The organism is Gordonia alkaliphila, from assembly GCF_039542465.1.
Lineage (GTDB): Bacteria > Actinomycetota > Actinomycetes > Mycobacteriales > Mycobacteriaceae > Gordonia > Gordonia alkaliphila.
Genome location: NZ_BAABIE010000001.1, coordinates 23,914 through 44,094 on the forward strand (window position 1 = coordinate 23,914; position 20,181 = coordinate 44,094).

Below are 20,181 nucleotides of genomic sequence, written 5' to 3' on the forward strand. Positions count from 1 at the left end.
TCCGACTGAACCCTGACCCTGGGAGACCTGCACGCCATGGCCGCTTCACCTGCTCTCGACGAGATCGCGCGTCAGCGTTTGGCCGAACTGGTCACCGAACTGGCGGTGGTCCACGGTCGGGTGACCCTGTCGTCCGGCAAAGAGGCCGACTACTACGTCGACCTGCGTCGAGCCACCCTGCACCACGAGGCGAGCCGCCTGATCGGAGCCCTGATGCGTGAGCTGACCGCGGACTGGGACTTCGACGCCGTGGGCGGTCTGACCCTGGGTGCGGATCCGGTGGCGACGTCGATCATGCACGCCGACGGCCGACCGATCGACACCTTCGTGGTCCGCAAGGCGGTCAAGGAACACGGCATGCAGCGCCGTATCGAGGGCCCGGACATCGCGGGCAAGCGCGTCCTCGTGGTGGAGGACACCTCCACCACCGGCGCCTCCCCGGCCAATGCCGTTCTCGCCGCGCGGGAAGCCGGTGCCGAGGTGATCGGTGTGGCCACCGTCGTGGACCGGGCGACCGGCGCCGACGACGTGATCCGCGCGCAGGGCGTGCCGTACCGCTCGCTGCTCGGGCTGGCCGACCTCGGCCTGGCCTGAGCCGAGCCGCGCGTCGTTGACCGACCAGTCAGAGGTGACCGCGCCGACCGGGGATGCCGCGTCGGAGGCCGGCCCCACCGAATGGCACAGCGGCATCGGTGCGCCGGTGGGCGTGGGACCGTGGCTCGACGAGCGCGGGGCGCCGCTGCCCGACGATCCCCGCTACGACCCGGAACTGCTGGCCGACGGCGATCGCCGCAACGTGGTGGACGCCTACCGCTACTGGACGCGCGAGGCCATCGTCGCCGACCTCGATACCCGGCGGCACCGCCTGCACGTGGCGATCGAGAACTGGGGCCACGACGCGAACATCGGCACCGTGGTGCGCACCGCGAACGCCTTCCTCGCCGGGGGTGTGCACATCGTCGGACGACGACGCTGGAACCGCCGCGGCGCCATGGTGACCGACCGCTATCAGCACCTGTACCACCACGACGACGTCGCCGGGCTGATCGCCTGGGCGCGCGAGCACGGGCTCACCGTGGTGGCCGTCGACAACACCCCCGGCTCGGTCCGCCTCGAGGAGACCGAACTGCCGGAGAACTGCCTGCTGCTGTTCGGGCAGGAGGGGCCCGGCGTGACCGACGAGGCGAGTTCGGCTGCGGCGCTGACAGTGTCGATCGCACAGTTCGGGTCCACTCGCAGTATCAACGCCGGCGTGGCCGCGGGCATCGTGATGCACGCGTGGATCTCCCGGCACGCCGACCTCGGCGAGGCCTGGTAGCCCGACCGTCTGCCGCACCGCCGCCCACCGCTGGTAGGCCCGTGTCGCGACCCTGTTGCCGAGTCGCCGTGCGGGCTCCGACCTCGACGCGGGATCAGGGTCGCGACACGGGATAGCGAGCGGACGCGGCGGGGGTCAGGAGTGGATGCCGCGCTCGTTCAGCATCACGCCGATCAGTGCCGTCTCCTTGCTCTGGGTGGAGACCATGCCGGCGGCCAGTTGTGCGACGAGCCCGTTCGGCGAGCGCGCGGTGAGGTCCTGCGCCATCGCGATGCCGCCGTAGTGGTGAGCCTGCATGAGCTTCAGGAACTGGTCTTCGGCGGCGCGCGCGGGCAGGGTGCCGAGTGCGGCCAACTCGTCGGGAGTAGCCATGCCCGGCATCTCGTGGGCACCGGTGGCCTCGCCGTGCTGTCCCGCAGCGTGCGGCTCAGCAACGGCGCCGTAGCGCGTCATCCAGTTCATCGGCGTGGGATTGGCCAACGGCTCATCCTGCATGCGCAGCCACCCGGACATGGTGCCCATCTCGAACTGCTGGGTCACCGCGATCTGCCTGCCGAGCGTGCGGACGGCGTCATCGACGCCGGGACGGTCGATCAGTTTGCCCATCGCGACCGCCTGCTGGTGATGGCCGAGCATGTCCTGCAGGAACCCGACCTCCACGGCGCTGAGCGATGGCGGCGCCGAGCCGACGGGCCCCGCATCGTCGATCATCAAGGGCCGCAACAGAAATCCGGCGATCGCGGCGAAGACCGCGAGTGTGGAGATCGCCAGTCCGAGCACCAGTCGGTGTCTGAGGTGGGTCGACGGTGCGGTCATGAGCCGACGTGCGACTGCTGGTCGGCAGGCGGGGTGTAGACGTCGTTGGTGAGTTGCAGGACCTGGAATCCGCTGTCCGAGCAGCCGACGTAGAGCTTGTCCCCGCGCCACTCCGGCGGCGAGAAACACCAGTCGGTGGACAGGTCGCCGATCACGCGGCCCAAGCGGTTGCTGCGGGCTTGGCGCGGATCGAACTGTCCTTGACGCAGTGATTCCAGAATGCCGCTGCTGGAGATGAACGGGACACCGATCACCGAGGCGAGGGTGTGGGCGGAGTTCAGCAGCTCGAGCTGCCGCCCGGTCTGTGCGGGTGGATTGAAGTAGGCGATCTCCTTGACGCGCTTGGGGTTTCGGACATCGAAGACCCGGACGCCGGACGAGGTCCATCCGCAGGCGAGCGCGGTCGGGTTCACCGGGCGATCAGCGGCGCAGTAGTGGGACTCGTAGGCGAACAGCCCGCCGCCGGAGCTGGAAGCGAGGGCGCGGTCCCGGTGCTGGGGAAGGTTGATCTCCAGCTTCAGCTCGTTCACCACCTTCGGCTTCCGTGCATCGTCGACGTCGACCAGCTTCACGCCGCCGGATCCGCCCTCGAGGACGGTGAACAGGTAGTCGTGGTCGTCGTAGGTCACCGGAATGCTGTGCTGGGTCAGTGCGCCGCTGGTCCAGTCGACCTGCGACAGCTTCCGAATCTGCGGATTGCGATCGCGACGTTGGACGGCGCTGACGTCCCAGATACTCACTCCGCCGAAGTTGTGGGAGACGTACAGCGTGTTGCCGTCGGCGCTCACTCCGACACCGTGATTCTCGAGAGCGGTCAGCGCGTTGGCCAGTACCTTGGGGCGACTCGGATCGCTGAGATCGACGGCATTGATCATTCCGGGGCCGATGCCCATGGCCCAGTACGTCTTTCCGTCGGGGGAGAAGCCGCCCTCGTGTGCGGTGATCGCCAGCGGCGCCGACAGCGACCCGACGACGGGATTGAGCAGCTTCGGGCGGGCGCAGTCGCTGATGTCGTAGACGGCGAGGAGGCCGGCGCCGGTGAGGAACGGAACTCCGGCGCCGACGAGGAGCTTGCTGTTGCGATTGGCTTTGAGGCTCTCCCACGTGCCGGCTTGGAAGGCCGGGGCGCGCAGGGAGGCGGTCTTGCGCGGCGCTCGCGGGTTGCTCGCATCGATCACCGTCACGCCGCTGTTCTCCCCGACCATCGCGGTGGGGAACATGCTGCCGGTGTAGCCGCAGTTCTCGTAGCTGGTGGACGTGATGCCCGCGCCTTCGCCCTGGTAGGAGCCGAGGCGTACGACGTTGCAGGAGTAGCCCTGCTTGCTGCGCCCCGAGTCGCGGTCGGCGGCGGGGACGTCGCCCTGCAGGCCCCGCTCGGGTTGGGAGCCGGGGCCGCAGTCGGCCTTGGCAATGGGCAGCGGCGCCGCCGGTGCGGCCGCGACGGGCGCCATCGCGACCGTCGCAGTGAAGGCGGTGAGGAGCACCAGCGAACGGAGCCGCGCACCTCTCGATGATGTTGGCAGCATGAACGACCCCGATCGTTGGAAGTGTGCCGTGACAGTGGTGGACGGACTCAGTGGCGGCAGGCGATGACCATGCGATCGTGAATCACGTCACAAAGAGGCTGACACGCCTTCCATATCTCAGTCAAGTGACTCAAACTCATGTCGGGTGCAGGGTGCGCTCAGCGTGACGAAAGGGATGAACCGGTGCGCGCCGCTCAGGTGGCGGGCGCCAGCCAGAGGCCGAGAAGGCCGTCGACCATGGCATCGGAGAACGCCTGCCACGACACCGTGTCGGGGGCGTCGGCTTCATTGCGGGAACGCTCGAAGTCGGCGTACGTCGCGATCAGGACGTTCTGCGTCATCAGGTTCCGTACCGTGACCGCTTCCTGCGGGAGCGCGGGAAGGGCCTGGTAGAAACCCTCGAGGATCTGTAGGAGCGACGGTGAATCCGCCGCGGCCTTGTAGAGGATTCCGGTGTTCGCCGGGTCGACGGCCATCTGTGCGCAGAGGGTGGCGAAATGGGTGTGCCGGGACGCGGTGCCGATGTACTCCAACTGGGGTTGGACCAGGCAGCGGAGCCAGTCGCGGACCTCGGTGATGTAGCCGAGGTCGTCGGCCATGCGCTGGCGGATGTGTTCGATCGGCTCATTGTGTGATCGCAGGAGTGCTTCGAGCAGGCCTTCGCGGGAGCCGAAGTGGTAGCTCACGGCGTAGTTGTTGCCTTGGCCTGCGGCTTCGCAGATCTGACGGTTGGAGACGGCGGTCAGGCCGCGCTCGGCGAAGAGGTCTTCGGCGGCGGTGAGCAGCAGGTGCCGAGTCTGCGTGGCTTGCGCGCCGGGTTCACCGCTCATGGGCCCATGATGCCCCACGGTGCTCGTGGGGCCGTAAGACGGCGTCCGCAGGCGTCCTCGGTCGGCATTCCGTCGGCCCGCCCGTGGTCACAAGTAAGGCAACTGACTGAGAATGTCGCCGCGTCAGGGTCGACCTGACGCGCATTGGAATGGAGACGACGCATGACTGCAGAACCCCGCACCGCACTGAACCGCCGTGGATTCCTCGCGGGCGTGCTCGCCGGAGCCGCCGGCCTGTCGGCGGCCGCCCAAGCCGGGCCCGTCGCCGCACGGCCCGGACGGGTCCGGCTCACCCGCGAAGACCATCGCGTGGTGGTGGTCGGCTCGGGTTTCGGCGGCGGCGTGGCCGCGCTCCGGTTGACCCAGGCCGGGGTGCCGGTGCTGTTGCTCGAACGCGGCCGCGAGTGGCGCACCGGGCCCAACGCCCAGACCTTCCCCAACCCGACCAGTCCGGACGAGCGGATGCTCTGGCATCGCAGCGCGGCGCAACTGTTCGGCCGTCCGCTGGAGGTGGCGCCGTACGTCGGTCTCGTCGACACCGTGGTCGGCGACAACATCACCGCGTTGGCGCCGGCCGGGCTGGGCGGCGGATCGCTTGTCTACCAAGGGATGTCGCTGCAGCCGTCGCGTGACGTCTTCGAAGAGCACCTGCCGGCGGCGCTGGACTGGTCGCGACTGGACGCCGTGCACTATCCGAGGGTGGCGCGGATGTTGAAGTTGGCCGTCGCTCCGGATCGGCTGGTCCGTGCGCCCGAGTATCGCGCGGCGCGGGCCTTCGCCGCCCACGCGCGCCGGGCCGGTCGGCCGGTGTCCAAGATCCCGATGCCGATCGACTGGAACTATGCGCTCGCCGAACTGCGCGGGGAGATGCGACCGTCGTACACCGACGGGTCCGGTGCGATGGGGGTGAACAACGGCGGCAAGCACAGCGTGGACGTCACCTACCTCAAGCAGGCGCGGGCCACCGGCCGGCTCACGGTGGCGACCCTGCACGAGGTACGCGACGTGGCACGCACGCCCGATGGGCGCTGGCGCGTGCACGTCGACCGCACCGATCTGCGCGGCCGGGTGGTGGAACGCAAGATCTTGACCGCGGGCACGCTCATCATGGCCGCGGGCAGCGTGCACACGACACGACTTCTGGTGCGGGCCAAGGCCACCGGCGCCATTCCCGACCTGCCCGACGAGGTCGGTCGGGGCTGGGGGACCAACGCCGACCGGATCTACACGTGGACGTCGCCGACCGCCGACTTCGGCGCCACGCAGGGCGGGCCGGTGGTCTACGGCAGCCGCAACTGGTCGGACCCGAAGACCGCGCACACGGTGATCCAGGCATCCATCCCGTCGATCGGCGCCGACCTGCATACGACGATGATGGTGGGCTTCGGCGTCAGTGCCGATCGCGGCCGCTTCGTCTACGACTCGGCGCGCGACGACGCCGTCTTGCGTTGGCCGGCCGGCGGGGACCGGAAGATCCAGTGGGGCCACATCCACCCGACGGCCACCGCGATCGCCGGCCCGGGCGCCGTGCTCGGCGACACCAACGGCGTGGTCAACTCCACCTGGCACGCGCTCGGCGGGGCCTGCATGGAGACGGTGTGCGACCTCAGCGGACGGGTGCACGGTCAGCGCGGGCTGTACGTGGTCGACGGTGCTCTCATCCCGGGCAACACCGCCGCGTGCAATCCGTCGATGACCATCGCCGCGGTGGCCGAGCGCGCACTCGACGACCTCGTCGCCAACGATGTGGGCCGCGTGATCTGATCCGGCGCTCCGCAGCGAGCCTGCGACGGGCGGGGGTCGGCGTCGGACTTACACTTCCCGAATGGACGTTCTCGACAACGCCGTCGTCTGGTTCAACGAGTGGTACGCGTACGTACTCATCGTGCTGCTCGTGGGTGCCGGACTCTGGTGGGGCGCGCGCACCCGCGTCGCGCTGCTCCGGATGGTGCCCGCGATGTTCCGCGCGATCAGCGAGCCGACACCGAAGACCAAGGAGGGCGCCGCGCAGATCTCGGCCTTCCGCGCCTTCTGCATCTCGGCCGCCTCCCGCGTGGGCACCGGCAACGTTGTCGGCGTGGCCGTCGCCATCACGGTCGGCGGACCCGGCGCGGTGTTCTGGATGTGGGTACTGGCGATCGTCGGCGGCGCGACCGCCTTCGTCGAGTCGACGCTCGGGCAGCTGTACAAGGTGCGCGACGGCGCCGACTACCGCGGCGGCCCCGCCTACTACCTGAAGCGGGGCATCAAGAACCGTCGACTCGGGCTGGTGATGTCGGTGCTGTTCGCCCTGGCCATCACCTTCACCTACGGCCTCGTCTTCAACGCGGTGCAATCCAACTCCATCACCTCGGCGGTCGGCCTCGCGCTCGGCGCCGACGCGGCCTGGGTGCCGTACGTGGTCGGGGCGTTGCTGGCGACGCTCACCGCCCTGGTGATCTTCGGCGGCGTGCATCGGATCTCCGGCGTCTCGCAGGTGCTGGTGCCGGTGATGGCGGTCCTCTACATCTCCCTGGCCCTGTTCGTGGTGCTGATGAATCTGACAGCCGTGCCCGGCGTGATCGGCGACATCGTCACGTCGGCCTTCGGTATCCGAGAGTTCGTCGGCGGAGGATTGTGGGCGGCCATCATGCAGGGCATGCGCCGCGGACTGTTCTCCAATGAGGCAGGCATGGGCTCCACGCCGAACGCCGCGGCGACCGCGGCCGTCTCGCACCCGGCCAAGCAGGGCCTGGTCCAGACCCTGGGCGTGTACTTCGACACCCTGATCGTCTGCTCGGCGACGGCCTTCATCATCCTGCTGTCCGACCCCGACTACGGGAGCGACCTGGAGGGCGTCCAACTCACCCAGACCGCGCTCGCGCACCACGTCGGTTCGTGGGCCGGTCCGCTGCTCGCGGTGATCCTGTTCTTCCTGGCCTTCAGTTCGGTGATCGGCAACTACTACTACGGCGAGACCAACATCGCCTACCTCACGCCGCGTCGCTGGGTGCTCAACTCGTTCCGCTTGGTGGTCATCGGGTTCGTATTCTTCGGCGCGATCGCCAAGGTGTCGCTGGTCTGGAACCTCGCCGACGTCTTCTCCTCGCTGATGGCGACGGTGAACATCGTCGGCCTGTTCCTGATCGGCGGCGTCGCGGTGGTGCTCTTGCGGCACTTCTCCGCGCAGCGGGCGGCCGGCCTCGACCCGGTGTTCCATCGCGACGACATTCCCGGGCTGACCGGCGTGGAGTGCTGGGACGGTACGGACCCGGAGACCGTGCGGGATCCGTCTCCGCAGCCGGTTCCGATGCCGACCCCGCGGGGGTGATTCCGCCGGTCGGCCGCGCCCCTACTTGCGGAGACCGCTGGTCAGCAGTGCGGCCAGCTCGCGGTAGGCGCTGGCGTCGTCGAGACCGGTGCTGGCCCGGACCCCGCGTTGCTGGATCCGGGTCAGCATGGTCGCCACGAGGTCGGCGGCGAAGGCGGCGTTGACGCCGCGGAAGTCGCCGTCGGCCACTCCCGCGTCGATCATGCCGCGCACCCGGTCGGCGGCCATCCGGGTGTTCTGTTCGTAGATTTCGCGGGCCGGGGCGAAGGCGTCGAGATCGGCCATGAACTGGTCCGACGCCGGGGCCAGCGTGGCGCCGATGGCTTCGAGGAAGCTGATGATCCCCTCGCGGGCACCGGTCACGCCGGCGGTGCGGACCTCGATGTCGGCCACCGCGCGACGGAAGAAGTGGACGGTGGCCGAGCGCACGAGATGGGCCTTGCTGTCGGCCAGCGTGTACAGCGTCGACTTGGAGCAGCGCAGGCGCGCGGCGATCTCGTCGAGCGTCAGATGGGCGAAGCCCTCGGACAGAAACAGGTCGACCATCCCGTCGAAGAGCTCCTCGCGGCGACGCGTGGCGAACTCGGGTGCGGGGGTGCTCATGCGTCAAATAGTACTAGTGAACCTCTTGCAGTACTACTTGCGAAGCAGTACTGTTCGATCAGATTCAGTACTGTCTGTGCTTTCTAGGAGATGTCCCATGCCGGTCGACCGCCTGCTTCCTTCGGATGAGGCCCACGCCCTCATCGAGCTCACCCGCGACATCGCCGACAAGGTGCTCGATCCCATCGTCGACCAGCACGAGAAGGCCGAGACCTATCCGGAAGGCGTGTTCGCCACGCTCGGCGAGGCCGGTCTGCTCGGCCTCCCGTACTCGGAGGAGTACGGCGGCGGCGACCAGCCGTACGAGGTGTACCTGCAGGTCCTCGAAGAGATCGGCGCCCGCTGGGCGGCGGTCGGCGTCGCGATGAGCGTGCACGTGCTGTCGTGCTTCCCGCTCGCCACCTATGGCACCGAGGAGCAGAAGGCCCAGTGGCTGCCCGGCATGCTCGGCGGTGAGGCCATCGGCGCCTACAGCCTGTCCGAACCCGACGCCGGCTCGGATGCGGCGGCGCTGCAGTGCCGTGCCACGCGGGTCGACGACGAGTACCGCATCAACGGCACCAAGGCGTGGATCACGCACGGCGGGATCGCCGACGCCTACAACCTCTTCGCCCGCACCGGTGAAGGCTCCAAGGGCATCTCGTGCTTCCTGGTCCCCGGCGACACCGCGGGCCTGAGCTTCGGCAAGCCCGAGGAGAAGATGGGTCTGGCCGCCGTGCCCACCACGTCGGCCACCTACGAGGATGCCCTCGTGCCCGCCGACCGTCGTCTCGGGGCCGAGGGGCAGGGTCTCCAAATCGCCTTCAGTGCACTGGATTCCGGCCGTCTCGGCATCGCGGCGGTGGCCACCGGTATCGCGCAGGCCGCGCTCGACGCCGCCGTCGCCTATGCCAAGGAGCGCGAGACCTTCGGCAAGGCCATCATCGAGCACCAGGGCCTGGGTTTCTTCCTCGCCGATATGGCCGCGGCCGTCGACTCCGCGCGCGCCACCTACCTCGATGCGGCGCGACGCCGGGACCGCGGCCTGCCGTACTCGCGCCAGGCCTCGGTGGCCAAGCTCGTCGCCACCGACACCGCGATGAAGGTGACCACCGACGCCGTGCAGGTCTTCGGCGGCAATGGCTACACCCGCGACTTCCGCGTCGAACGTTTCATGCGCGAAGCGAAGATCACCCAGATCTTCGAGGGCACCAACCAGATCCAGCGTCTGGTGATCGCCCGCGGCCTCGCCGCGCTCTGACCACTCACCCCAACCATCCGCGCGTCCAAGAAGGAACAATCTGTGAAGTTGACTGACTCCGTCGCCCTCGTCACCGGTGCCGCCTCCGGTCTCGGCAACGCCACCGCCCGGGCACTCTACGAATCCGGCGCAGCCGTGGTGCTCGTGGACCTCCCGAACTCCGACGGCGCCGCCGCGGCCGCTGCCCTCGGCGAGCGCGCGGTCTTCGTCCCCGCCGACGTGACCTCCGAGACCGACGTGGCCGCCGCCGTCGCCGCCGCCACCGAGCTGGGCTCGCTGCGCGTCGTGGTGAACTGTGCCGGCGTCGGCACCCCGGGCAAGGTCCTGGGCCGCGGCGGCCCGCTGCCGCTGGAGACCTTCGAGCGCGTCGTCGCGATCAACCTGGTCGGCACGTTCAACGTGATCCGCCTGGCGGCCGCCGCCATGGTCGGCAACGAGCCGGTCGACGGCGACCGCGGCGTGATCGTCAACACCGCCTCGGTCGCGGCCTTCGACGGCCAGATCGGCCAGCCCGCCTACGCCGCGTCCAAGGGCGCGGTGGCCGCGATGACGCTGCCGATCGCCCGCGAACTCGCCTCCTCGGCGATCCGCGTGATGACCATCGCGCCGGGCATCTTCGAGACCCCGATGCTGGCCGGTCTGCCCGAAGCCGCGCAGGCTTCGCTGGGCCAGCAGGTGCCGCACCCGTCGCGCCTGGGCAAGGCCGTCGAGTACGCCGCGCTGGTGGTGCACATCGTCGAGAACGGCATGCTCAACGGCGAGACGATCCGTCTCGACGGCGCCATCCGCATGGCACCGAAGTAGGGGCGCGCCATGACTGACACGAACTCCCGTCCGCTCGCCGGACGCACCCTGATCATGTCCGGCGGCAGCCGCGGTATCGGCGAAGCGATCGCGCTCAAGGCCGCTGCGGCCGGCGCGAACATCGCCCTCATCGCCAAGACCGCCGAGCCGCATCCCAAGCTGCCCGGCACCATCTTCACCGCGGCCGCCGCGATCGAGGAAGCCGGCGGGCAGGCCCTGCCGATCGTCGGCGACATCCGCGACGACGAGCAGGTGGCCGCGGCCGTCGCGCAGACCGTCGACCGCTTCGGCGGCATCGACATCGTGGTGAACAACGCCAGCGCGCTGGACATCACCCGCACCGAAGACCTCGGCATGAAGAAGTACGACCTCATGCAGGACATCAACGCGCGCGGGTCGTTCCTGCTGTCCAAGCTGGCGATCGAGCACCTGCGCAAGTCCGACAACGCGCACATCGTGACGCTGTCGCCGCCGCTGAATCTGGACCCGAAGTGGTTCGACGAGATCGGCACCGGCTACACCATCTCGAAGTTCTCGATGTCGTTGGTGACGCTCGGTTTGGCGCAGGAACTGCGGGCCGACGGCGTCGCGGTGAACTCGCTGTGGCCGCGCACCACCATCGCCACCGCCGCGGTGCAGAACATTCTCGGCGAGAACTTGATCTCGGCGAGCCGGACCCCGGAGATCATGGCCGACGCCGCGCTGGCGATCCTGACGCGTCCGGCGGGCGGCCCGACCGGGCAGTTCTACATCGACGACGAGGTGCTGACCGCGGCCGGTGTCACCGACCTGGCGAAGTACCAGGTGGGCCCCGGACCGGTCGACGAGCTGGAACTCGACTTCTGGATGGAACGCGCCTAGCAGCACCCAGCAAGAACACCGCCCGCAACGCTGGTCAGCGTTGCGGGCGGTGTTCTTGCTGTTGGTGGCAGTGTCGCGGCGGCCCAGCCGGTCAGGCCTCGGGGCGCTGGCTCCGGTGCGCGGGCGGGTCGATCGGCTCGTCGAAGTCGACCGGCGTCTCGACGATCGGCGCGCGGCTGGCGCGCCAGCGCTTGAAGACCTCGTAGAAGATCGGGATCACCGAGATCAGCACGATGATGATGAAGATGAAGTCCACGTTGTCGGCGATGAACTGGATCTGGCCGAGGAAGTAGCCCAGCAGCGTGACGCCGCAGCCCCACAGCACAGCGCCGACGATGTTGTAGGTGAGGAAGATCGAGTACCGCATGCGAGCGGCACCGGCGACCAGCGGTGCGTAGGTGCGGACGATCGGCACGAAACGGGCCAGCACGATGGTGATCGGACCGTGCTTCTCGAAGAACTCGTGCGCCTCGATGATGTAGGCCTCTTTGAGGAACTTGTTGCCCGGTTTGAACAGCGAATAGCCCAGCTTGTTGCCGATGAAATAGCCCACCTGATCGCCGAGGAAGGCGGCGATCGGAATCGTCACCAGCAGCACCCACAGTGGCGCGAACGGCTCGACCTCGGCCGATTTCGCCGCCACGATCAGACCCGCGGTGAACAGGAGGGAGTCGCCGGGCAACAGGGGGAACAGCAGTCCTGACTCGATGAAGACCACGAGCAGCAGGCCACCCAGAATCCATCCGCCGAACGAGTTCAGCAGGTTCACCGGGTCGAGGAAGCTGGGCAGCAGGGCCAGTTCCGTGGTGGTTTGAGCGAGGACGGTTTCGATCACGAACGGAAAGGATACCCGGCGGTGCCTGGCAAACCCCTGAGCGCCAGGTCACGACCTCAGCAGAAGAGGCCCGGGAGTTCCGGTTCCTGGAGTGTCAGGCCCCGGCCGCGTCGACGCTGTACTGCTTGCGCTGGAAGTAGGCGACGATGGCGACCAGCCCGGCGCCCACCGCGAACAGGCCGAGCGCCATCGGCCAGTCGTCGCCCGCGGCCTGCAGGCCGCCGTTGTCGTCCTGCCACGGCCAGAGTGCGCGCAGCGAACCGGTCATCAGGCCGGCCGCGGCGACCATGGCGATGGTGTGGTGATGGGCCAGCACCCACTCGAGGGCGCGGACGAAGACGACGAGACCGAAGATCGCGCCCAGCGCGAACACGGCGAGGTAGGCGAAGTCCAGGTTGTCGACGGCGTTCATGGTGGCGGCGTACAGGCCCACCACCAGCAGCACGAAGGAGCCGGAGACGCCGGGCAGCACCAGGGCGCAGATCGCGACAGCGGCCACCACGAAAACCAGGGGCAGCGCGGGATCGGTGATCTCCGAGCGGGGCAGCGACGTGAGCACGCCCACGGCGGCGGCGGCGCCGACGAACCAGGCCACCGCGCTCCAGCGCGAGGACGTGGTCGACAGCGAACCGGGGGTGATCTCTAGGAACGGGATCACCACCGACATCGCGATCATGCCCATGAACAGGGCCTTGGAGGCGACGGGCTGATCGGTGACGAACGACTCCATGAGCCCGGCGATGGAGAAGACCACCAGAGCCATGCCGATCGCCACCGGGATCAGCAGTCGCCAGTCCACCTGGCGCGCGGCGGTCTTCCAGTCGCCGCGGGTCAGCAGGGCCTTGCCGACGTCGGTCAGGTGTTTGGCGGCGGCGATCAGCCGACTGTAGATGCCGGTGACCAGGGCGATGGTGCCGCCGGAGACACCGGGGATGGTCTCGGCGATGCCGATGAGCGCCCCGCGGATCAGGTTGGCGATGAATTCGCCGGGGGACTGGCGGGTCCCAAGAGGTTCGGAACCAGAAGGTTCGGACGCAGCAGCTGCGGTCGCGGCGGGTTCGTCCGACGTCGTCGGTGGGGGCGTTGCATCGATCACGAGGCCCCAGGTTACCGCTGATTTCGGCCGAAGCGGACCCTGCGGCCTGCCTGATCGCTGTGAGATTGGTGGCCTTCCCGGGGGCATGACTCATCGCGCAGGGGTTACCGGCATACTAGAGGGCGACAAGAAACGCCTGAATGCGGCCCATATTCGTTGGAGGATTCTGATGCCCATCGCAACGCCCGAGCAGTACATCGAGATGATCGCTAAGGCCAAGGAGGGCGGTTACGCCTACCCGGCCATCAACTGCACTTCTTCGGAGACCGTCAACGCCGCGATCAAGGGCTTCGCCGACGCGGGCAGCGACGGCATCATCCAGTTCTCCACCGGCGGTGCCGAGTTCGGCTCCGGTCTCGGGGTGAAGGACATGGTCACCGGTGCCGTGGCGCTCGCCGAGTTCGCGCACGTGATCGCCGCCAAGTACGACATCACTGTCGCGCTGCACACCGACCACTGCCCCAAGGACAAGCTCGACACCTTCGTGCGTCCGCTGATGGCCATCTCGCAGGAGCGCGTCGACAACGGCCAGAACCCGCTGTTCCAGTCGCACATGTGGGACGGCTCGGCGGTGCCGATCGACGAGAACCTCGAGATCGCCAAGGAACTGCTGGAGCTCAGCAACAAGGCCAACATCATCCTCGAGGTGGAGATCGGCGTCGTCGGCGGCGAAGAGGACGGCGTCGAAGCCGAGATCAACGACAAGCTGTACACCTCGATCGAGGACTTCGAGAAGACCGTCGACGCCCTCGGCGTCGGTGAGAAGGGCCAGTACATGCTGGCCGCCACCTTCGGCAACGTGCACGGCGTCTACAAGCCGGGCAACGTGAAGCTGAAGCCGTCGGTTCTCAAGGATGGCCAGAACGCCGCGGTCGCCAAGCTCGGCCTGGAGCCGGGCAGCCAGCCCTTCGACTTCGTCTTCCACGGCGGTTCGGGCTCGTCGACCGAGGACATCGAGGAGTCGCTGAGCTACGGCGTCATCAAGATGAACGTCGACACCGACACCCAGTACGCGTTCACCCGCCCGGTGGCCGGCCACATGTTCAGCAACTACGACGGTGTGCTGAAGGTCGACGGCGAGGTGGGCAACAAGAAGGTCTACGACCCGCGCAGCTACCTGAAGAAGGCCGAAGCCGCCATGACCGAGCGCGTCATCGAGGCGTGCAACGACCTCAAGTCGGCGGGCAAGTCGATCAGCGCCTGATCATCCCGGCAGCATAAAAATCCCCCGTCCTTCTCGCGAAGGGCGGGGGATTGTCGTTTTGCTTTCGGCGGTGCCGGGGCAGCGCGGGCTGTGCCGACTGCGGCTACGGCTTGGCGCAGACCTTCCACTCACCGTTGACCTTGCTCAGCGTCACCTGCGCGGAGGTGGTGGTGTTGGGGTCGTCGGTGCTGTAGACGTCGACGCCGACGCGGGCGGTGTCACCGTCGATGGCGACCGCGTTGACGTCCTTGAAAAGCATCATCTGGTTGCGGCTCTTCTGCGACTCGTACGCCTGCGTGAACTCCTCCGGAGACATGTCGGCGTAGATCGCGTACTGCTCGCCGCAGGTGATGGCCTTCAGGGCCTCCAGGTCGCCGTCGGCCATCGCGGTCTGGTAGGTCTCGGCGGCATCGGCCACCTTGTCCTGCTCGGACTCGTTGAAGCCGAAGAACCAGATGAGCACAGCGGCCACGATGACCAGGGCCACGACGATCGCGGCCCACAGGCCCACGCGGCCCTTCTTCGGCTCGTCGGTGGTGGCCGGGGCGATCACCTCCGGCTGATGCGCGGAGGTGGACCAGGCCTGCTCGGCGGGCTTGGTCTCGGCGGCTGCCGCGGCGGCGACGTCGTCGGGCACCGCGATCTGCTCGGTGGGTGCCGCGGCGTTGGCGGCGGCGCTGACAGCGGCGGCGTCGATGATCTCGGTCGCCGACTCGTCGGATGCGGCCTCGTCGGACGCGGCATCCGCGTCGGCTTCGGTCTCGCCGAGCTCGATCGGGTGCTCGACGATGGGCCCGCGCGGGTCGGCATCGGGATCGACCGACTCGACGTCGCGGCGGGCCGGGGTCTCGGCGCGCTCGCCGGTGCCGGGAATCGCGACGACGGTGGTCTCCCGCTCGTCGGTCGCCGGGTCGTCGGCGGGGGCCTCGTCGGCAGCTGCTTCGTCGGTGGTGGCTTCGTCGTCGGCCTCGTCGTCGGCGGGCGCCTCGTCGGCCGGGTCTTCCGTTGCGGGGGCCTCTTCTGCCGGGGCCTCTTCGGTCGCGTCGTCGGACTCCGGCTCGGCGGCCTCGTCCTCGGGGTCCTCGTCGCCGTCGACCTCGGGCAGCGGGGTCTCCTCGGTGTCCTGGCCGGCGGCAGCAGCGGCCGCGGCAGCAGCGGCCGCGGGAATGGCGAAGGCCTTGGTGGGCGACTCGGAGTCGCCGCCGCCGGGCGTCTGGCCCGGCTCGATCTTGATCACGCTGGTCTCGGCGGGCGCCGCGGCGTCGACGTCGGCGACCGTGTCGGGAGCGTCCGGGGTGTCCGTGGGTTCGGCAGCGGCCGGGTCGGACTCACCGGCGCGGCGGGCGCGGAAGGCGTCGACGACCTTCTGTACGGCGCTGTTCTTGTCGTTGTCCGGAGTCATGCTGCGTCGTTCCTACTTCTCAAGGGAGTCGGCGTGCCACGGGCGGCGACACAACGACGAGAGTAACGAATCCTCGGATCGCCGCGTCGGGCCGGGCGGGCCCGCGGAGTGATTGAATGGCGGGGTGACCTCATTCGGAGACCTCCTGGGACCCCCGCCGACGCTCTTGACCGGAGACGACGACGCCGAAAGCGATCTGCTCAACGGCGCCGACCCGGCCGCGGTAGCGGCCGAGTACCCGGCCGCCTCGATCGCTTGGGCCTATCTGGCCGAGGCTGCGCTCGACGGCCTCGCCGACGCCGACTCGTCGGCAGAGCCGGATCGTGCTCGTCAGATGGCCGGCTACGCCTATGCCCGGACCGGCTACCACCGCGGTCTGGATCAGCTTCGCCGCCACGGCTGGAAGGGCTACGGTCCGGTGCCGTGGAGCCATGAACCCAACCGCGGCTTCCTGCGCTGCGTCGGGTCGCTGGCGCGGGCTGCACAGATGATCGGTGAAGAAGACGAGTACCTGCGGTGCCTGGATCTGCTGAACGACAGCGATCCGCGGGCCATCGCCGAACTCGGCCTGGACTGACGGCACTCGTGTCATGACCGTCGATCGGATGCGGGCTACCCGCTCGCGCCTGATCGATCGGCTGCCGAAACCGGTGGCCAAGCGGGTGCGGCGCCTCGGGCTCTCCCTGGTGCCGATCCTGCAGTGCGCGATCGCAGGTGGTCTCGCCTGGTACATCGCCTTCGACCTGCTCCATCACCAGCGCCCGTTCTTCGCGCCGATCGCCGCCGTCGCCTCCCTCGGCCTGGTCTTGGCCAAGCGGTGGCGGCGCTCGATCGAACTGATCGCCGGGGTGCTCATCGGCATCGCCGTCGGCGATCTGGTGATCTCGGTGATCGGCTCCGGGCCGTGGCAGATCGGTGTCGTGGTGGTGGTGGCCATGTCGGCCGCGGTGCTGGTCGATGGCGCGCCGATGATGACCAACCAGGCCGGTGCCTCCGCGGTGCTGGTCGCCACGCTGCTCCCGCCCGGCGACGCCGCCGGCTACGAACGGGCCATCGACGCGATGGTCGGTGCCGGGGTGGCCCTGGCGATCGGCGCGTTGGTGCCGTTCAATCCGGCCCACCGTGCGCGCCGCGACGCGGCCGATCTGCTGGCGACGCTGCGTGACCTCTCCCGCGACCTGGGCCGCGCTCTCGCCGACGAGGGCGAGGACGGTGTGTATCGGGTCCTGGCCCACGCGCGCACGACGCAGCATCAGATCGACTCGATGTTCGCCAATATGCGGGCCGGTCGCGAGGTGGGCTGGATCTCCCCGCTCTACTGGTTCGAACGGTCCCGGCTGGCGAAGATCGCCGCGACCGGGGAGCCGCTCGACAACGCCATGCGGGATTTCCGGATCTGTGCGCGTCGGGCGCTGGGCCTCACCCAGCGGGGTGTCGCGGTGGAACCGGCGGTGCTCAACCTGATCACCGCCCTTCCCGACGGCTTCGAAATCCTCCGTCGCCTGATGCTGGCCGAGCCGGGCGGCTCGCCGGATGCGGCCGATGCGGCCCGTGAACTGCGCACCATCGTGCGCCGGGCCCGCCCCGCGATCGACGACACCCGCAAGCTCATCGAGGCGGGCGGCGGCGATATCTCGGAGATGGCGCTGCTGGTGGAGTTGCGTTCCCTGCTGGTGGACATGCTGATGGTGGCCGGACTGAAGAGGGAGTCGGCGATCGCGCAGCTGCGTATCGGCTGATCCGCACGGGGGACTGAGGGGCTTGCCATATATGCGTAAACGCGCATATATTGAGGTTATGGGTACTTCGCATGGCCATGAGGGTCATTCGCACGGGCCGAGTGCGGCGGAGTTGGCAGCCGGTGGGTCACGGCGCCGACTGTGGCCGATGGTCCTGGCCGTCGGGCTGATCGGCTCCTACTTCTTCGTTGAACTCTTCGTCGGTATCGCCATCGAGTCGCTGGCGCTGATCGCCGACGCCGGGCACATGCTGACCGACGTGGTCGCACTGTCCATGGGGCTGAGCGCGTTGCTGCTGTCCCGCCACGGGCGGATCACCGACTCGCGCAGCTTCGGCTGGTTCCGCGCCGAAGTCTTCACCGCCGTGCTCAACGCGATCCTGCTGATCGGCGTGGGGGCGTTCATTCTCTACGAGGCCGTCGAACGGATCGGCGGCGAGGCGCCCGAGATCCCCGGTGCGACGCTGGTGATCGTCGCGCTGATCGGTCTGGCCGTCAACGTGGTCGTGATGCTGCTGCTGCGTGCCGACGCCAAGGCGTCGATCGCGGTTCGCGGGGCCTACCTCGAAGTGCTCGCCGACGCCGTCGGCAGCGTGGGCGTCCTCACCGCCGGCGTGGTCACGATGACCACCGGGTGGCGGTACGCCGACGTGGTGGTCGCCGTGCTCATCGCGCTCTGGGTGGTGCCGCGCGCCGTGCGCCTGGCCAAGGACGCGTTGAAGATCCTCAACCAGCAGGCGCCGGACCACATCGACGTCGCCGCCCTGCGCGAAGAGCTCCTCGCCGTCGACGGTGTGCTGGACGTGCACGATCTGCACGTCTGGTCGGTGACCACCGGGATGGACGTGGCCACCGTGCACGTGGTGAGCGACGGCGACTACTCCCGCGTGCTGCATCAGGCGCGGGCCGTCCTCACTGAGCACGGTCTGGTGCACGCCACGGTGCAGGTGAATCCGTCGGCCGACCAGAGCGACTGCTGCGAAGAGCTGACCTGGTGAGCGGCTGAAAGCGGCAGCCCAACGCACAGGCGGCGGCCCGACCCGCCAGCGGCTGCCCGGCCCAAAGGCGACAGTCAGGCCCAGAGGCGGCAGCCCGCACCAGAAGCGGCAGCCGGGGCGGCCGCCTCTGATGGCGACTGCCGCCTTTGTGGGGGAGTGACGCCTGTGCGGCCTACAGGGGGAGGTAGTCCCAGAAGAGGAAGAGGCGCCAGCCCACCGAGATCAGCGCGGTCGGGACGTCGAACAGTCCGATGATCGCGTAGATGACGTCGAAGAAGGCGCGGTTCAGGAACGGAATGAACAGCAGCGCGAAGACGAGCAGGAAGCCCCACGGCGCGATCTTCGCGGCGCTCTGCCGGGTCTGCGGCGACAGGTAGGGCTCGATCGCGCCGTAGCCGTCGAAGCCGGGCACCGGAATCAGGTTCAAGACGGTCGCCGTGATCTGCAGGAACGCGAGCATGGTCAGGCCGCCGAGCAGGTTCCCGTACTCCTCCGACAGCGGGATGAAGCGCACCGCCAGCAGCAGCACGATGCCGAGGGCCAGGTTGGTGGCCGGGCCGGCCAGGCTGACGCGGGTGCGCTGCCCGTTGGTCATGCCGGCGGTGTGCAGGTACACCGCGCCGCCGGGGAAACCGATGCCGCCGAGCACGATGATCAGCAGCGGCAGTCCCAACGACAGTCCCGGATGGGTGTACTTGCGCGGATCCAGGGTGAGGTAGCCGCGCAGTTCCGCCGACCGGTCGCCGTAGCGGAAGGCGGTGAAGGCGTGCGCGAACTCGTGCAGGCACAGCGAGATCACCCAGCCGCCGAGGATCAACAGCCACATGCCGCCGATCGACATCGCCGAGCGTTCGAATCCGCTCTGCCACAGCATGATGCCGCCGGCCACGGTGGCCACGACCAGACCGAGGAACACCGGGCCGGGCCGGACCGCGCGCAGCGCGGTCATCGTGGGCGTGGGGGTCACGGGCAGACCAGCTTCCAGTTCAGGTGGTGGCGGTAGAACGTCGAGCGCTTCACCACGCGCTGGGTCAGCACGCCTTCGCGTTCGACGACGAGATTGGTGCCACCGGTCTGTGCGGCGCGGCCGGTCAGCCAGCCGCCGGGGAGTCGTCGATCCAGGCGGGCCCGCACGCCCGGCAGCTCCGGCAGCGGCTCGATCACCACACCGCGGACGTCGCCGTCGAACAGTCGCTCGGAATCGACGTAGGTCTCGCCGTGCAGCTTGGCGCCCTCGGCGCCCAGATGTCGGGCCCGGCCCACCAGGACGGTGGCGGCGTCGTCGCGGATCAGCGGAAGCTCTTGCGCCACACCGTTTTCCGCGAGAGCGAGAGCTTCGGCGCCGTGCGGCAGTCGGTAGATCTTGGTGGCGCGCGTGGCGAACGGCGCCACGTACGCGATCTCCAGATCGAGGCGTTCGTGGCGCATCAGCACCCCGACGACCGCCGACAGCGCGACGTCGGGCAGCGCCTCCTCCGGCGACGGCGTCACGATCAGTCGGGTCACGTTCGGGTCGGCGACCGCGGCGGTGACGACGCGGGTCAGGGCGGCTGCTTCGCTGCCCGCGGGCGGCGGGACGATCTGGATCGATACCACTCCA

At 68.8% G+C, this 20,181-nt stretch carries 20 protein-coding genes; 11 read left to right on the plus strand and 9 right to left on the minus strand.

Features of this window, described 5'->3' with window-relative positions:
• The first annotated feature begins 36 nt into the window (after positions 1-36).
• The gene (gene pyrE, locus ABD989_RS00110) at positions 37-594 is read left to right on the plus strand and encodes an orotate phosphoribosyltransferase (RefSeq protein ID WP_345311981.1); all 558 of its coding nucleotides are present in this window, start codon (positions 37-39) and stop codon (positions 592-594) included.
• Between the two features lie 16 nt (positions 595-610).
• On the plus strand, positions 611-1,318 hold the full coding sequence (locus tag ABD989_RS00115) for a TrmH family RNA methyltransferase (protein ID WP_345311982.1): 708 nt from the start codon (positions 611-613) through the stop codon (positions 1,316-1,318).
• Between the two features lie 135 nt (positions 1,319-1,453).
• On the opposite strand, the gene ABD989_RS00120 is transcribed toward ABD989_RS00115, so the two are convergent.
• From ABD989_RS00120 to ABD989_RS00130, 3 genes are all read right to left on the minus strand, one after another.
• Positions 1,454-2,134, minus strand: a complete 681-nt coding sequence (locus ABD989_RS00120; protein WP_345311983.1) for a DUF305 domain-containing protein — start codon at positions 2,132-2,134, stop codon at positions 1,454-1,456.
• The gene (locus tag ABD989_RS00125) at positions 2,131-3,660 is read right to left on the minus strand and encodes an LVIVD repeat-containing protein (protein ID WP_345311984.1); all 1,530 of its coding nucleotides are present in this window, start codon (positions 3,658-3,660) and stop codon (positions 2,131-2,133) included. The genes ABD989_RS00120 and ABD989_RS00125 overlap by 4 nt, the downstream gene beginning before the upstream one ends.
• A 194-nt stretch (positions 3,661-3,854) precedes the next feature.
• Positions 3,855-4,490 carry a TetR/AcrR family transcriptional regulator gene (locus ABD989_RS00130; RefSeq protein ID WP_345311985.1) on the minus strand — a complete coding sequence of 212 codons (636 nt, stop codon included), beginning with the start codon at positions 4,488-4,490 and terminating at the stop codon, positions 3,855-3,857.
• Between the two features lie 162 nt (positions 4,491-4,652).
• Between ABD989_RS00130 and ABD989_RS00135 the strand changes: the two genes are divergently transcribed.
• Both ABD989_RS00135 and ABD989_RS00140 read left to right on the plus strand, forming a co-directional pair.
• Positions 4,653-6,254, plus strand: a complete 1,602-nt coding sequence (locus tag ABD989_RS00135; protein WP_345311986.1) for a GMC oxidoreductase — start codon at positions 4,653-4,655, stop codon at positions 6,252-6,254.
• 61 nt (positions 6,255-6,315) lie between these two features.
• A complete protein-coding gene (locus tag ABD989_RS00140) occupies positions 6,316-7,800 on the plus strand; it encodes an alanine/glycine:cation symporter family protein (RefSeq protein ID WP_345311987.1) in 1,485 nt (494 codons plus the stop codon).
• Positions 7,801-7,821: 21 nt separating this feature from the next.
• On the opposite strand, the gene ABD989_RS00145 is transcribed toward ABD989_RS00140, so the two are convergent.
• Complete coding sequence (locus ABD989_RS00145) at positions 7,822-8,403, minus strand: TetR/AcrR family transcriptional regulator (protein WP_246993715.1); 582 nt, start codon at positions 8,401-8,403, stop codon at positions 7,822-7,824.
• Positions 8,404-8,500: 97 nt separating this feature from the next.
• Between ABD989_RS00145 and ABD989_RS00150 the strand changes: the two genes are divergently transcribed.
• Genes ABD989_RS00150 through ABD989_RS00160 form a run of 3 tightly spaced genes read left to right on the plus strand, consistent with a single transcriptional unit; the run spans position 8,501 to position 11,308 of the window.
• The gene (locus ABD989_RS00150) at positions 8,501-9,643 is read left to right on the plus strand and encodes an acyl-CoA dehydrogenase family protein (protein WP_246993716.1); all 1,143 of its coding nucleotides are present in this window, start codon (positions 8,501-8,503) and stop codon (positions 9,641-9,643) included.
• Between the two features lie 42 nt (positions 9,644-9,685).
• Complete coding sequence (locus ABD989_RS00155; protein ID WP_246993717.1) at positions 9,686-10,447, plus strand: SDR family NAD(P)-dependent oxidoreductase; 762 nt, start codon at positions 9,686-9,688, stop codon at positions 10,445-10,447.
• Positions 10,448-10,456: 9 nt separating this feature from the next.
• Positions 10,457-11,308 carry an SDR family oxidoreductase gene (locus ABD989_RS00160; RefSeq protein WP_246993718.1) on the plus strand — a complete coding sequence of 284 codons (852 nt, stop codon included), beginning with the start codon at positions 10,457-10,459 and terminating at the stop codon, positions 11,306-11,308.
• Positions 11,309-11,399: 91 nt separating this feature from the next.
• On the opposite strand, the gene ABD989_RS00165 is transcribed toward ABD989_RS00160, so the two are convergent.
• Both ABD989_RS00165 and ABD989_RS00170 read right to left on the minus strand, forming a co-directional pair.
• Positions 11,400-12,143, minus strand: coding sequence for a DedA family protein (locus tag ABD989_RS00165; protein ID WP_345311988.1), 744 nt, complete (start codon positions 12,141-12,143; stop codon positions 11,400-11,402).
• Positions 12,144-12,237: 94 nt separating this feature from the next.
• Positions 12,238-13,239, minus strand: a complete 1,002-nt coding sequence (locus ABD989_RS00170; protein WP_246993720.1) for a DUF368 domain-containing protein — start codon at positions 13,237-13,239, stop codon at positions 12,238-12,240.
• Between the two features lie 169 nt (positions 13,240-13,408).
• On the opposite strand from ABD989_RS00170, the gene fbaA reads away from it, so the two are divergent.
• Positions 13,409-14,443, plus strand: a complete 1,035-nt coding sequence (gene fbaA / locus ABD989_RS00175; protein ID WP_246993721.1) for a class II fructose-bisphosphate aldolase — start codon at positions 13,409-13,411, stop codon at positions 14,441-14,443.
• Positions 14,444-14,546: 103 nt separating this feature from the next.
• On the opposite strand, the gene ABD989_RS00180 is transcribed toward fbaA, so the two are convergent.
• Positions 14,547-15,845, minus strand: a complete 1,299-nt coding sequence (locus ABD989_RS00180; RefSeq protein WP_345311989.1) for an Rv0361 family membrane protein — start codon at positions 15,843-15,845, stop codon at positions 14,547-14,549.
• Between the two features lie 124 nt (positions 15,846-15,969).
• Between ABD989_RS00180 and ABD989_RS00185 the strand changes: the two genes are divergently transcribed.
• The 3 genes from ABD989_RS00185 to ABD989_RS00195 are packed head-to-tail and all read left to right on the plus strand — an operon-like array spanning position 15,970 to position 18,581.
• Positions 15,970-16,422: a DUF3151 domain-containing protein gene (locus ABD989_RS00185; RefSeq protein WP_246993723.1), complete on the plus strand. Its 453-nt coding sequence runs from the start codon at positions 15,970-15,972 to the stop codon at positions 16,420-16,422.
• 13 nt (positions 16,423-16,435) lie between these two features.
• Positions 16,436-17,584, plus strand: a complete 1,149-nt coding sequence (locus ABD989_RS00190; protein ID WP_345311990.1) for an FUSC family protein — start codon at positions 16,436-16,438, stop codon at positions 17,582-17,584.
• A 58-nt stretch (positions 17,585-17,642) separates the two neighbouring features.
• Positions 17,643-18,581 (plus strand): cation diffusion facilitator family transporter, encoded by a 939-nt coding sequence (locus ABD989_RS00195; protein ID WP_246993725.1) that lies wholly within the window; start codon positions 17,643-17,645, stop codon positions 18,579-18,581.
• 172 nt (positions 18,582-18,753) lie between these two features.
• On the opposite strand, the gene ABD989_RS00200 is transcribed toward ABD989_RS00195, so the two are convergent.
• On the minus strand, positions 18,754-19,530 hold the full coding sequence (locus ABD989_RS00200) for a site-2 protease family protein (RefSeq protein WP_246996923.1): 777 nt from the start codon (positions 19,528-19,530) through the stop codon (positions 18,754-18,756).
• 14 nt (positions 19,531-19,544) lie between these two features.
• Positions 19,545-20,177, minus strand: coding sequence for a hypothetical protein (locus ABD989_RS00205; RefSeq protein ID WP_345311991.1), 633 nt, complete (start codon positions 20,175-20,177; stop codon positions 19,545-19,547).
• Positions 20,178-20,181 lie beyond the last annotated feature (4 nt).

Bases quoted from the DNA above. Each gene is read 5' to 3' on its own strand.
- ABD989_RS00140 (WP_345311987.1), top strand. From the start codon at position 6,316: ATGGACGTTCTCGACAACGCCGTCGTCTGGTTCAACGAGTGGTACGCG.
- ABD989_RS00200 (WP_246996923.1), bottom strand. From the start codon at position 19,530: ATGACCGCGCTGCGCGCGGTCCGGCCCGGCCCGGTGTTCCTCGGTCTG.
- ABD989_RS00160 (WP_246993718.1), top strand. From the start codon at position 10,457: ATGACTGACACGAACTCCCGTCCGCTCGCCGGACGCACCCTGATCATG.
- ABD989_RS00120 (WP_345311983.1), bottom strand. From the start codon at position 2,134: ATGACCGCACCGTCGACCCACCTCAGACACCGACTGGTGCTCGGACTG.
- ABD989_RS00190 (WP_345311990.1), top strand. From the start codon at position 16,436: ATGACCGTCGATCGGATGCGGGCTACCCGCTCGCGCCTGATCGATCGG.
- ABD989_RS00180 (WP_345311989.1), bottom strand. From the start codon at position 15,845: ATGACTCCGGACAACGACAAGAACAGCGCCGTACAGAAGGTCGTCGAC.
- ABD989_RS00145 (WP_246993715.1), bottom strand. From the start codon at position 8,403: ATGAGCACCCCCGCACCCGAGTTCGCCACGCGTCGCCGCGAGGAGCTC.
- pyrE (WP_345311981.1), top strand. From the start codon at position 37: ATGGCCGCTTCACCTGCTCTCGACGAGATCGCGCGTCAGCGTTTGGCC.
- ABD989_RS00195 (WP_246993725.1), top strand. From the start codon at position 17,643: ATGGGTACTTCGCATGGCCATGAGGGTCATTCGCACGGGCCGAGTGCG.
- ABD989_RS00130 (WP_345311985.1), bottom strand. From the start codon at position 4,490: ATGAGCGGTGAACCCGGCGCGCAAGCCACGCAGACTCGGCACCTGCTG.
- ABD989_RS00150 (WP_246993716.1), top strand. From the start codon at position 8,501: ATGCCGGTCGACCGCCTGCTTCCTTCGGATGAGGCCCACGCCCTCATC.
- fbaA (WP_246993721.1), top strand. From the start codon at position 13,409: ATGCCCATCGCAACGCCCGAGCAGTACATCGAGATGATCGCTAAGGCC.
- ABD989_RS00135 (WP_345311986.1), top strand. From the start codon at position 4,653: ATGACTGCAGAACCCCGCACCGCACTGAACCGCCGTGGATTCCTCGCG.
- ABD989_RS00125 (WP_345311984.1), bottom strand. From the start codon at position 3,660: ATGCTGCCAACATCATCGAGAGGTGCGCGGCTCCGTTCGCTGGTGCTC.